Here is a 12,544-nt window from a genome sequence, read left to right on the forward strand (position 1 = left end):
TCACCACTCAATCTGCCCAGCAATAACCTGCTGCACTTCGCCACCAATCCAGATGTTGGACTCCGCATCCACTTCCACCCGCACCTCGCCATTGCGGCCGAGCTCGCGGCCCTGGCTGGCGAGGTACTGCTGGAAGGGTTTGATCCGGCCCTGCGCCAACAACTGCGCGGCAACCAGTGCGTTGGCGCTGCCGGTGACCGGGTCTTCGTTGACCCCAACGCCGGGTGCAAAGGCGCGCACCACATACTGGTAGCCCACATCCGGTCGGTCGGCAGGCGCATACACCGCCAGCTTGCCGCGGCCTGGCATGGCGCCGATGGCGGCCAGCTCCGGCTTGTAGCGGCGCAGGGCGGCTTCGCTGCCTGCTTCCAGCAACCACCAGTCCGGGCCGTTGTTCCACAGCTCCGGGCTGTGGCCGGGCTTGGCCAGCGCTGCCAGGCCTTCGGGCAAGGTCTCGAGGGTGGTATCGCGGCGCTCTGCCTGCGGGCTGCGCACGTGGATCTGGCGGAACCAGCGGCCGCCCTGAACCCGTACCGGCAGCAGACCGGCTTTGCATTGCTGGATCAGCTGGCCATTGTCATCCGGCGTGGCCAGGCCAAGCTCCACGGCGGCCCAGGCGGCACCGACGCTGGGATGTCCGGCGAAGGGCAGCTCACCCTTCGGGGTGAAAATGCGGATGTGGTAGCTGGCGCCTTCGTCCGGCGGCAGGAAGAAGATGGTCTCGGACAGGTTCAGCCAGGCGGCGATGGCCTGCAGGGCAGCATCATCCAGACCTTCGCTGTCGACGATGACACCCAGCGGGTTGCCGGTGCCAGCACGGGCGGCGAACACATCCAACTGCAGATAGCGGCGAACAGACATTGCGAATCGGTTCCAGACGACGGCTGGGCAGCTCACCAGTGCACCTGTCCGCCGATAACCGCTTGCACCTGTCCGCCGATCCAGGCTGTGCCTTGCGCGTCGATTGATACCTGTACGCGGCCATCGCGCCCCACTTCGCGGCCTTGGCTGACCATGTAGTTGTCGCTATTTCCCGGCAACTGCCCGCGCTGCTGCAGCCACGCGGCAATCAATGCATTGGCGCTGCCGGTGACCGGGTCCTCGGGCACATCCGCTGCATCGGCCGGGCAGAATGCCCGGGTCACCAGCGCTTGGTCGGGGCCGGCGTCGGCCGCAAACACCGCAACGCCGGTCGCACCGGTGGCGATGCTCCAGTCACGGATTGCGGGCATGTCTGGAACCAGCGCACGGAGGCTGGCGGCATCGCGGGCAGGCAAAAGCCACCAGCGTGGGCCGTTGTCCCAGAGTTCGGGGGCGTTGCCGGGAGCGAGCAATGCCTGGAGTTGACCTGGTACAGCGCCCGGCGTGGTCTGCAGCTGCTTGGCGGGAGGGCTGGCCAACAGGATGGTTGGAGCGTCTTCAGGTCCGCTTACCTGCACTGGCAGCAGACCCGCAGCACATTGCTGTATCAACTGGCCGGCAATTGGTATTGCCAAGCCCGAAGTGACTGCGGCCCACGCCGCGCCGACGCTGGGGTGGCCGGCAAAGGGGAGCTCGCTGCTGGGGGTGAAGATGCGGATGCGGTAGCTGGCGCCGTCGTCCGGCGGCAGGAAGAAGACCGTCTCGGAGAGGTTCAGCCAGGCGGCGAGGGCCTGCATGGCGGCGGTATCCAGGCCATCGCTGTCGAGGATGACACCCAGCGGGTTGCCGCTGCCGGGGCGGGCGGCGAAGACGTCCAATTGCAGATAACGGCGTTGGCGCATGGTTTGCGGGTGGAGCAGGGCAGCTCAGCTTAGGCATGAGCGTGCGGAATGTCGTCATTGCCAATCCCCGGTTCGCTCCCCCCATTCACCCAAAGATGACCCGGATCGTTGCAAATGCTACTTTCTGCATCCCGGGAGGGGAGGCCGGGCGGCGATGGTATCGCTGGTAACTCAGCCGTCCCGGCACAGCGGCCTTGGCATAGAATCAGGGGTTCCGCCCGCATTGCCGGGTCTTTCTCCCACTAGTGAATCCTCAAAGCCAATGTCTGCTTCCCCAATTGCTGATCGCTGGATCGTCCTGAAGTTCGGTGGCACCTCGGTGTCGCGTCGTCATCGCTGGAACACGATCGGTCAGTTGGCGAAAAAACGTGCGGACGAGACCGGTGGCAGGGTGCTGGTGGTGGTGTCGGCCTTGTCAGGCGTCACCAACGAATTGACCGCGATTGCCGACGGCGCCGTCGACAGCCGCGAGCGCGTGGCCGCGCTGGTCACCCGCCACAATGAATTCCTCGCCGAGCTGGAACTGGGCAGCGAAGTGCTGGCTGAACGCCTGGCCGCGCTGCAGGCGCTGCTCGACGACCCGCGCGCGGCCAGCCGTCCGCTGGACTGGCAGGCCGAAGTGCTGGGCCAGGGTGAACTGCTGTCCTCCAGCGTCGGTGCCGCTTATCTGCGCAGCACCGGCCTGGATTTCGGCTGGATGGACGCGCGCGAATGGCTGAACGCCCTGCCGCCCGCGCCCAACCAGACCGAGTGGTCACAGCGCCTGTCGGTGAACTGCCAGTGGCAGGGCGGCGGTGACTTCAAGCAGCGCTTCTCGGCGCAGCCCACCCGCATGCTGATCAGCCAGGGCTTCATTGCCCGCCATGGCGACGGTGGCACCGCCATCCTCGGCCGCGGCGGCTCGGATACTTCGGCCGCCTATTTTGGCGCGCTGCTCGGCGCCAGCCGCGTTGAAATCTGGACCGACGTGCCGGGCATGTTCAGCGCCAACCCGAAGGACGTGCCGGATGCACGCCTGCTGACACGCCTGGACTATTACGAGGCGCAGGAAATCGCCACCACCGGTGCCAAGGTGCTGCACCCGCGCTCGATCAAGCCCTGCCGCGATGCCGGCGTGCCGATGGCCATCCTCGATACCGAGCGCCCGCATATGCCGGGCACCAGCATCGACGGTGCTGCCGAGCCGGTGCCGGGCGTCAAGGCAATCAGCCGCCGCAACGGCATCGTGCTGATCTCGATGGAAGGCATCGGCATGTGGCAGCAGGTCGGCTTCCTGTCCGACGTGTTCAACCTGTTCAAGAAGCATGGCCTGTCGGTGGACCTGATCGGTTCGGCCGAAACCAACGTCACCGTGTCGCTGGACCCGTCTGAAAACCTGGTCAACACCGACGTGCTGGCCGCGCTGTCTGCTGACCTGTCGCAGATCTGCAAGGTCAAGGTGATCGTGCCGTGCGCGGCGATCACCCTGGTTGGTCGCGGCATGCGATCGCTGCTGTACAAGCTCTCCGACGTGTGGGCCACGTTCGGCAAGGAGCGCGTGCACATGATTTCGCAGTCCTCCAACGACTTGAACCTGACCTTCGTGATCGACGAGGCCGATGCGGATGGCTTGTTGCCGATCCTGCACGCCGAGCTGATCGACAGCGGTGCGATGCCGGTTTACGAAGAGCAGGTGTTCGGCCCGCGCTGGCGCGAAATCATCGGCAGCATCCGCCCGCGGCAGACGCCGTGGTGGCAGGCGCCGGCCAAGCAGAAGAAGCTGCTGGAGCTGGCCGCAGAAGGCACGCCGGCCTATATTTACGATCTGGACAAGGTGCGCGAGCGCGCCCGTCAGTTGAAGGCGATCCCGGCGATCGACCGCCGTTTCTACGCGATCAAGGCCAACTCGCATCCCGAGATCCTGCGCACCCTCGCTGCCGAAGGTTTCGGCCTGGAATGCGTATCGCAAGGCGAAGTGGAGCTGGTGTTCGCCTCGGTTCCGGGTATCACTCCGGAGCGCGTGCTTTTCACCCCGAGCTTCGCACCGATCACCGAATACCAGGCGGTGCTGGCGCGTGGCGTCACTGTCACCGTCGACAACGTCGAGCTGCTGAAGCATTGGCCGGAAGTGTTCCGTGGCCGTTCGCTGTGGCTGCGTATCGATCTTGGCCACGGCGATGGTCACCACAAGAAGGTGAACACCGGCGGCAAGGATTCCAAGTTTGGTCTCTCCGCGCAGCGCGTCGATGAGTTCATCGCCGCCGCTCGCGCGCTGGATATCCGCATCACCGGCGTGCACGCGCACCTGGGTAGCGGCATCGAAAACAGTGGCCACTGGAAGCAGATGGTCGATGAGATGGCCGGCTTCGCGCGTCGCATCGGCAGCGTCGAGATCCTCGATATCGGCGGCGGTCTGCCGGTGCCGTACAGCGATGACGACGAGCCCTTCGATCTGGACGCCTGGGCCGCGGGCCTGGCCGACATCAAGGCCGTGCACCCGGCCTTCCAGCTGGCGATCGAGCCCGGCCGTTTCATGGTGGCCGAGTCTGGCGTGCTGCTCACCCACGCCTCGCAGGTAGTGGAGAAGGATGGCGTGCGCCGCGTTGGCCTGGATGCCGGCATGAACGCCCTGCTGCGCCCGGCGCTGTACGACGCCTGGCACGATATCGCCAACTTGTCGCGCCTGGATGCCGAGCGCGATGTTGATTTCAGCGTGGTCGGCCCGATCTGCGAATCCAGCGATGTGTTCGCCGAGCGGGTGAAGCTGCCGGCGGCGACCGCACCGGGCGATGTGATGGTCATCGCCGATGCTGGCGCCTATGGTTTCAGCATGGCCAGTACCTATAACCAACGCGCCTTGCCGCGCGAGGACGTCATTGATGAAGTGCAATGACGTCTGTTTGCTGCGAAAACCTTTGTCGTCCGTTGCGCGCTGACGCGCCACGGCCAGTTTGATTTCCGGATACGCCATGACAGCTTTTGATAAAGACCAGGTTTCCCGTTTCCGCTTCGTCCGCTGCGATTTCGCCGCGGACACCGGTGTGGCGCGGCTGGTATACGCCTTCGACGACGGTCCGGAATTGACCGAGACCGTCACCGTGCCGGGCGCGCCGTTCCAGTTGGACGACGAACGCACGGCCGCGGTGCAACGCGCTCTGCAGCTGCTGCACCTCATTGCAGGTGTCAGCTACTACAAGGCAGCGGTGCCGGCGCAGGTAAGCATCGACAGCTACGCCATCGACGCGGCCACCGCCGCGTTGGTGGAAACGGTGTACTTCAACGGCCTGGGCGAATTCGCTTACCGCAACGGCCTGAACCTGCGCGACCGGTTCAAGCTCCCCGCTTTGCTCCCCTCGTCCGTTTACGGGAGAGGGGCAGGGGGTGAGGGCGCTTCTGCTCCTGAGCTTGGCCTCGCCCACCACGCCCTAGTAGCCATCGGCGGCGGCAAGGACTCGCTGGTCAGCATCGAAGCCCTGCGCAATGCCGGCGTCGCCGAAACCGTCACCTGGATCGGCGGCTCGCAGCTGATCCGTGCCTGCGCCGAGCGCACCGGCCTGCCGACCCTCAACATCGGCCGCACGCTGGCGCCGGAGCTGTTCGAGCTCAATCGCCAGGGCGCGTGGAACGGCCATATCCCGGTTACCGCGGTGAACTCGGCGATCATGGTGCTGGCTGCGGTGGTGCAGGGCGTCGATCAAGTCGTGTTCTCCAACGAGCGCTCGGCCAGCTACGGCAGCCAGATCGCCGGTACCGGTGAAGTGAACCACCAGTGGTCCAAGGGCTGGGCCTTCGAGAAGGCGTTCGGCGAATACGTGCAGCAGCACATTGCCGCCGACCTGAACTATTACTCGTTGCTGCGTCCGCTGTCGGAACTGGCGGTCGCCCGCCAATTTGCCAAAACCGATTTCTACGACGCGCATTTCTCCAGCTGCAACCGCAATTTCCACATCCTCGGCGAGCGCCCGGTGAACCGCTGGTGCGGCGTCTGCCCGAAGTGCCACTTCGTGTTCCTGGCGCTGGCCCCGTTCATGCCGAAGATCCGCCTGGTGCGCATCTTCGGTCGCAACCTGCTGGACGATATGGAACAGGCTGGCGGCTACGACGCGCTGCTGGAATTCCAGGATCACAAACCGTTCGAGTGCGTGGGCGAGGGCAAGGAATCGCGCGCGGCCATGGCGACCTTGGCATCGCGTCCGGACTGGAAGGAAGATGTGCTGGTCAAGCGCTTCGCCAACCTGATCCAACCGACCTTGTCGGCGGACGAACTGCAGATCGAACCGCTGCTGGTATTTGATGGCGAGCACCGCATCCCGGCAGCACTGTGGGAGCGTCTGCGTGCGAATTTCGCAGCTTGAAGGCAAGCGGGTCGCGCTGTGGGGTTGGGGGCGTGAGGGCCGCGCGGCCTACCACGCGCTGCGTGATCGGGAATGGGGAGTCGTCAGCGGTGACTCGCAGGAGCGGTTTCCTGCGCGTTTGACGGTGCTTTGCTCTGCTGCTGAAGCAGAGGAGATTCTTGCGCTTGGCGATGCACACCTGCGCGTTGAAACCGAGCTCAGTGGTGAGCTGCTGGCTTCGTTCGACGTGGTGATCAAGTCGCCGGGCATCAGTCCGTACAAGCCCGAGGCGCAGCACGCCTTGGCGCAGGGCACGCAGTTCATCGGCGGTACCTCGCTGTGGTTCAGCGAGCACGCCGATGCCGATGACACGCTGCCGAACACGGTCTGCGTGACCGGCACCAAGGGCAAGAGCACCACCACCTCGCTGCTGGCGCATCTGCTGCGTGCGGCCGGGCATCGCACCGGCCTGATCGGCAATATCGGCCTGCCGTTGCTGGAAGCATTGGATCCGCAACCGGCGCCGGAATACTGGGCGGTGGAACTGTCCAGCTACCAGACCGGCGAAGTCGCCCGCAGCGGCACGCGGCCGGACGTCGCCATCGTGCTGAACATCTTTCCGGAGCATCTGGACTGGCACGGCAGCGAGCAGCGCTACATCGACGACAAGCTGTCGTTGGTGACCGGCGGGCATCCGCGCGTAGCGGTGCTCAATGCAACGGACGAACACCTGCGCGCGCTGCAGCTGCCGCACAGCCAGATCGTCTGGTTCAACCAGCCCGAAGGCTGGCATATGGTCGGCGAAGTCGTGCATCGCGGTAATCAAGCGGTGTTCGACACCTCGAACACGCCACTGCCGGGCCGCCACAACCGCGGCAATCTGTGCGCGGTGTTGGCCGCGCTGGAAGCCCTCGGTCTGGATGCGGTTGCCTTGGCACCTGCGGTGCAGAGTTTCCGGCCTCTGCCGAATCGCCTGCAGCTGCTGGGCGAACGCGATGGCCTGCGTTGGGTGAATGATTCGATCAGCACCACGCCGCACGCATCGCTTGCGGCATTGGATTGCTTCGCCGGCCAGCGCATTGCGCTGCTGGTTGGCGGACACGATCGCGGCGTGGACTGGCAGGACTTCGCCGAGCACATGCGCGACAACGCGCCGGTCGAGATCGTGACCATGGGCAACAATGGTCCACGGATCAATACGCTGCTCGCGCCATTGGCCGAGGCGGGCGGCTTTGGCCTGCACGCCGCGACCGATCTGCCGCATGCGGTGGAACTGGCGCGTGCTGCGTTGGGCGGGCAGGGCGGGGTAGTGCTGCTGTCGCCGGGCGCGCCGAGCTTTGGTGCCTACAAGGACTATGTTGCGCGTGGTCGACACTTCGCCGAGCTGGCCGGGTTTGATCCGGACAGTATCAGTGCGATTCCGGGTATCGGCATCCTGTAAGGCCTTGGCCGAGGCCGAAGTGGCGCTGACTGTCAGCCGGCGCCACCCGCTCCCTGCAGATCACTCCTCTTCGTCGGTGAAGGCGTAATCGCCGTCGATCAGCTGCTGCAGATAGGCATCGAAGCTGGGCGCGATCACCGCATAGCTGTCCGGGTCGTGCAGGTAGCGAACGACCTGGCCACTGATGCCGCCGTCGGCAGGATCGAAATCCAGGTACAGCATCGAGGTGCCGCCGTTGTTCATGCAGTGCGAGAAGCACAGGCGCCTGCCCATCGGCACGTCGGCATCGATGCCGGCACCGAGAATCTCCGGTTCGTCGTCCAGCCATTCTTCGTAGATGGAACGGATGCTGTCGTCCCACTGCGCGCTGTCCTCGAAGATCTGCTGTACCGACCGCAGGTAGTAGGGATAGCTGCCGTCGCCGACGTCCGAGCCAAGCATCAGCACGTTGACCTCACCTTGCGGGTAGTCCCGGTAGTGGCTGCCATCCATCTGCGCCAGTAGCTCCAGCAGGCTTGCCGGTACCTGCGGCCACTGTCGCTGCAGGCGTTGCAGGTCGGACTGGCTTGCGCCTTCTACCCAGCGCCACATCGGGGCGTCATCTGCCGGCAGGCGCGGCACAAGGCCGGAAAGGAAGGTATCGACGAGGCTCATATGCAGAAGGACACGTTGGGGTTGCCTATCCAAGCACACCTGCGTAACGCCGCCAATGCACAATGCGCCACGGGAGGCGATATCGACAGGATGCCTCCGACCTCTTCTCAGGAGCGCAGGCATGAACAAGTGGCGATGGGCTGCAGTGACGATGCTGGGACTGGTGGCAACGCCGGCATGGGCCGCGATGAAGTCGCAGCCGCTGGAGTGGCAGCACGACGGCACCACCTTCAGTGGCGTGCTGGTCTACGACGACGAAGGTGACGCGCGCCGTCCCGGCGTGGTGATGGTGCCGAACTGGCGTGGCGTCAACGCTTCGGCGATAGCCAAGGCCGAGCAGATTGCCGGCGATGACTATGTGGTGCTGGTAGCCGATGTTTACGGCAAGAACGTGCGGCCCAAGGATAACGATGCGGCGGCGGCTGCTTCCAAACCGTTGCGTGAGGACAGGGCACTGTTGCGCGCCCGTGCGGCTGCGGCGTTGGCTGCGTTGAAGGCACAGGCTGGCAAGGTTCCGCTGGATGCATCGCAGATCGCTGCCGTGGGTTTCTGCTTCGGCGGCACCACCGTGCTGGAAATGGCCCGTGCCGGCATGCCGTTGGCGGGCGTGGTGAGCCTGCACGGCGGCTTATCGACCCCGGCCCCGGCAGCAGCCGGCAGCGGCAAGGTGCCGATCCTGGTGCTCAACGGCGCGGCTGATCGCGGTGTCACCGCCGAGGACATCGCCAACTTCGGCAGTGAAATGGACGCCGCCAAGGCCGACTGGCAGTTCGTCAATTTCAGCGGCGCGGTGCATTGCTTCGCCGAGTCAGACGCCAACAGCCCACCGGGCTGCCTGTACGACCCACGAGCCGCCAAGCGCGCCTGGAAGATGATGGACAACTTCCTGGAAGAGCGGCTAGGGGACTAATGCTTTTGGTAGTGCCGAGCCATGCTCGGCAGGGGCTTCACCAGCAATCTCAAAGCGGTAGTGCCAAGCCATGCTCGGCAGAGGCCTCACCAGGGATGTCTCAGGTCTGCAGGTTTGTAGGAGCGGCATAAGCCGCGAAGCTGATCATCTGTCAGATCGCGGCAAATGCTGTCTGCACGGGATGCGGCAATGGTGGTTTGCGTTCGGTAGCGCCGGGAACAACTGTGGCTTCGCGGCTCACGCCGCTCCTACAAAGGAGCGCGGCTCTGCGCCGCCACGATCGCCCCGCTGATCGCCGCCCGCGCCTGCGGGCTGTTGCGCCAACAGCTGCTGCCCAGCATTGCCGAGGCCTGGCTGACGACATCGCCGGTTTCGGCCTGGGCCAGCTGTTGCAGGGAATGAAACCCCAGCTGCTCCAGCCGCGCCACCACCGTGGCACCGACACCTTTCACCGCCAACAGCACCGCGCGTTCGTCCTCGTTGAACTGCTGCAATCCCGCCATCGCGATCAGTGGCTGCGTTCGATGGCGTAACGGGCCAGACCGCGCAGGGCGGCAACGGCATCGGTTTCCGGCAGGCCGTCCAGCGCCTGCTCGGCGGCGTTGGCGTATTCAACGGCACGCTTGCGGCTGTATTCCAGACCACCGGTTGCGTGGATCGCAGCCAGTACCTCTGGCATCGCGCTGGCATCGCCGTCCTGCACGATCTCGCGCAGGCGATTACGGATCACTTCGTCCGAGTGCGCCATGGCGTGGATCAGCGGCAGGGTAGCCTTGCCCTCGGCCAGGTCGTCGCCCAGGTTTTTGCCAAGTTCGTCGGCATTGGCAGAGTAATCCAGTACATCGTCGGCGATCTGGAAGGCATAGCCCAGGTGCATGCCGTAGTCGTAGAGCTTCTGTTGCACGGCTTCGTCGGCACCGGTGGCCAGCGCGCCCAGGCGGGTGCCGGCGGCGAACAGCACCGCGGTCTTGCGCTCGATCACCCGCAGGTAGGCGGCCTCGTCGGTATCCGGGTTATGCACGTGCAGCAGCTGCAGCACCTCGCCTTCGGCGATGCGGTTGGTGGTGTCGGCCAGGATCTGCATCACCGCCATGCGCTCCAGCTCGACCATCAGCTGGAAGCTGCGCGAGTACAGGAAGTCACCGACCAGCACGCTGGGGGCATTGCCCCACAAGGCGTTGGCGGTGCTGCGGCCACGGCGCAGGTCGGATTCGTCGACCACATCGTCGTGCAGCAGGGTGGAGGTGTGGATGAACTCGATGATCGCCGCCAGCTGGTGGTGCTCCGGGCCGGCGCCGCCGACCGCGTGGCCGGCCAGCATCACCAGCATCGGCCGCAGGCGCTTGCCGCCGGCCGAGACGATGTGGTCGGCGATCTGGTTGATCAGCACCACATCCGAAGACAGGCGGCGACGGATCAGGGCATCGACGGCAGCCATGTCCGCTGCGGCAAGGGTCTGGATGGCAGGCAGGCCCAGCGCGGGGCGGATATGTTCAGCGATGCTCATAGGAAGACTTCAGGGGGTACCACCGGGATTATAGGCGGTGTGGGCGCAGGCGGCCCGTCGGGGCCGAAAACCGAACAGAACCGGGCCTTTGCGCAGTGAATACGTATGCAAGCGACTCCGCCGGCAAAGCACCGACGCTAAGCTGGCCGGCATACATTTCGCGGCCCTGAAACAGGGGCTCTGAGGCCCGTAGGGGGGCGTTCGATGTCCAAGACTCCATGGTGGCGCGGTGCCGTCATCTACCAGATTTACCCGCGCAGCTACCTGGACACCAATGGCGACGGCGTCGGCGACCTGCCGGGCATCATTGATCGCCTGGAGTACGTGGCTTCGCTGGGCGTGGATGCGATCTGGGTGTCGCCGTTCTTCAAGTCGCCGATGGCTGATTTCGGCTACGACATCGCCGACTACCGCGATGTGGACCCGCTGTTCGGCAATCTGGCCGATTTCGACCGCTTGCTGGCCAAGGCGCACGCGCTGGGCCTGAAGGTGATGATCGACCAGGTGTTCAGCCATACCTCGGTGGACCATGCCTGGTTCAAGGAAAGCCGCGAGAGCCGCGACAATCCCAAGGCCGATTGGTATGTGTGGGCCGATGCGCGCGATGACGGCAGCCCGCCTAACAACTGGCTGTCCATCTTCGGTGGCGTGGCCTGGCAGTGGGAGCCGCGGCGTCGGCAGTATTTCCTGCACAACTTCCTGGCCTCGCAGCCGGACCTGGATTTCCATAATCCGGCGGTGCAGCAGGCAACCTTGGATTACGTGAAGTTCTGGCTGGATCGTGGAGTCGATGGTTTCCGCCTGGATTCGATCAACTTCTGCTTCCATGACGCGCAGCTGCGCGACAATCCGCCCAAGCCGGAAAGCGAGCGTATTGGCCGTGGTTTCAGCCCGGACAATCCGTATGCGTTCCAGTACCACTACTACAACAACACGCGGCCGGAAAATATTGGCTTCCTCGAACGCCTGCGTGCCTTGCTGGACCAGTACCCGCAGGCGGTGACACTGGGCGAAATCTCGTCGGAGGATTCGCTGGCGACGACTGCCGAGTACACCGCGCCGGGCCGCCTGCACATGGGCTATAGCTTCGAGCTGCTGGTGGATGATTACAGCGCGGCCTACATCCGCGGCACCGTCGAGCGGCTGGAAGCGGCAATGGGCGAGTCCTGGCCGTGCTGGGCGGTTTCCAACCATGACGTACAGCGTGCGGTGACCCGTTGGGGTGGGCATCCGGCCAAGCCGTCGTTGGCGAAGATGCTGGCGGCGTTGGTCTGCTCGCTGCGTGGCTCGGTGTGCATCTATCAGGGCGAAGAGCTGGGTCTTGGCGAAGCGGATGTACCGTTCGAGGCGTTGCAGGATCCCTACGGCATTACCTTCTGGCCGAACTTCAAGGGGCGCGACGGTTGTCGTACGCCGATGCCGTGGACCGATGGGGCATTGGCTGGATTTACTACTGGCAAGCCGTGGTTGCCGATTCCTGCCGAACATCAGGCTTTGTCGGTGCAGCTGCAGGAAGTGGATGGCGATTCGGTGCTGCACGCATTCCGCAGCTTCCTGAGCTGGCGCAAGGCGCATCCGGCCCTGGTCGAGGGTTCGATTCGCTTCCTGGACAGTGCCGAGCCGGTGCTGCTGTTCGAACGCCAGGCCGGTGATGAGACCTTGTTGCTTGCCTTCAATCTGTCGGGCGAGACCGTGCGGCACGCGTTGCCGGCGGGTGAGTGGCAGGCTTTGGCGCTGCCGGGTCCGGTCGCGGGTGCTGTAGAGGCTGGTGAACTGGTACTGCCTGGACACGCGGTGTATTGCGCGCGTCGCAGCTGAGTTTTTGTTGCTCTCTCTTTTGTGCAGGCGGAGATAACATCTCCGCCTTTTTTTTGGCTTTTGGATTTTGGTTATTGCTTTTGGCCTTGGCCTTGGCTCTGGCCCTGCTCTGGCCCTGGCTTCGGCTTCGGCTTTGGC

Annotated in this window: 10 protein-coding genes; 5 read left to right on the forward strand and 5 right to left on the reverse strand. The window is 64.7% G+C overall.

The genetic code is table 11. From position 1 onward, the window contains the following. Both ACVOLS_RS03310 and ACVOLS_RS03315 read right to left on the reverse strand, forming a co-directional pair. Positions 1–861, reverse strand: a complete 861-nt coding sequence (locus ACVOLS_RS03310) for a PhzF family phenazine biosynthesis protein (RefSeq protein WP_481544470.1) — start codon at positions 859–861, stop codon at positions 1–3. A gap of 32 nt (positions 862–893) precedes the next feature. Beyond that, complete coding sequence (locus ACVOLS_RS03315) at positions 894–1,763, reverse strand: PhzF family phenazine biosynthesis protein (protein ID WP_481544471.1); 870 nt, start codon at positions 1,761–1,763, stop codon at positions 894–896. Positions 1,764–2,025: 262 nt separating this feature from the next. Here ACVOLS_RS03315 and ACVOLS_RS03320 point away from each other — a divergent pair, with 262 nt between their 5' ends. From ACVOLS_RS03320 to murD, 3 genes are all read left to right on the forward strand, one after another. Then, positions 2,026–4,635, forward strand: coding sequence for a bifunctional aspartate kinase/diaminopimelate decarboxylase (locus tag ACVOLS_RS03320; protein ID WP_481544472.1), 2,610 nt, complete (start codon positions 2,026–2,028; stop codon positions 4,633–4,635). 76 nt (positions 4,636–4,711) lie between these two features. Continuing rightward, positions 4,712–6,097, forward strand: coding sequence for a UDP-N-acetyl-alpha-D-muramoyl-L-alanyl-L-glutamate epimerase (gene murL, locus ACVOLS_RS03325; RefSeq protein WP_481544473.1), 1,386 nt, complete (start codon positions 4,712–4,714; stop codon positions 6,095–6,097). After that, the gene (gene murD, locus ACVOLS_RS03330; RefSeq protein WP_481544474.1) at positions 6,078–7,517 is read left to right on the forward strand and encodes a UDP-N-acetylmuramoyl-L-alanine--D-glutamate ligase; all 1,440 of its coding nucleotides are present in this window, start codon (positions 6,078–6,080) and stop codon (positions 7,515–7,517) included. The genes murL and murD overlap by 20 nt, the downstream gene beginning before the upstream one ends. Before the next feature lie 60 nt (positions 7,518–7,577). Here the strand turns inward: murD and ACVOLS_RS03335 are convergent, their stop codons facing one another. Beyond that, positions 7,578–8,171: an SMI1/KNR4 family protein gene (locus ACVOLS_RS03335; protein ID WP_481544475.1), complete on the reverse strand. Its 594-nt coding sequence runs from the start codon at positions 8,169–8,171 to the stop codon at positions 7,578–7,580. Between the two features lie 121 nt (positions 8,172–8,292). Here ACVOLS_RS03335 and ACVOLS_RS03340 point away from each other — a divergent pair, with 121 nt between their 5' ends. Further along, a complete protein-coding gene (locus ACVOLS_RS03340) occupies positions 8,293–9,081 on the forward strand; it encodes a dienelactone hydrolase family protein (RefSeq protein ID WP_481544476.1) in 789 nt (262 codons plus the stop codon). A 248-nt stretch (positions 9,082–9,329) separates the two neighbouring features. Here ACVOLS_RS03340 and ACVOLS_RS03345 read toward each other — a convergent pair whose 3' ends face one another. Together ACVOLS_RS03345 and ACVOLS_RS03350 are read right to left on the reverse strand one after the other, a co-directional pair. After that, complete coding sequence (locus ACVOLS_RS03345; protein WP_481544477.1) at positions 9,330–9,584, reverse strand: helix-hairpin-helix domain-containing protein; 255 nt, start codon at positions 9,582–9,584, stop codon at positions 9,330–9,332. A 5-nt stretch (positions 9,585–9,589) separates the two neighbouring features. Then, the gene (locus ACVOLS_RS03350; RefSeq protein ID WP_481544478.1) at positions 9,590–10,588 is read right to left on the reverse strand and encodes a polyprenyl synthetase family protein; all 999 of its coding nucleotides are present in this window, start codon (positions 10,586–10,588) and stop codon (positions 9,590–9,592) included. Between the two features lie 204 nt (positions 10,589–10,792). Between ACVOLS_RS03350 and ACVOLS_RS03355 the strand changes: the two genes are divergently transcribed. Further along, a complete protein-coding gene (locus ACVOLS_RS03355; protein WP_481544479.1) occupies positions 10,793–12,406 on the forward strand; it encodes an alpha-glucosidase in 1,614 nt (537 codons plus the stop codon). Positions 12,407–12,544: the final 138 nt, after the last annotated feature.

It is taken from the genome of Stenotrophomonas sp. STEN038 (genome assembly GCF_056759895.1).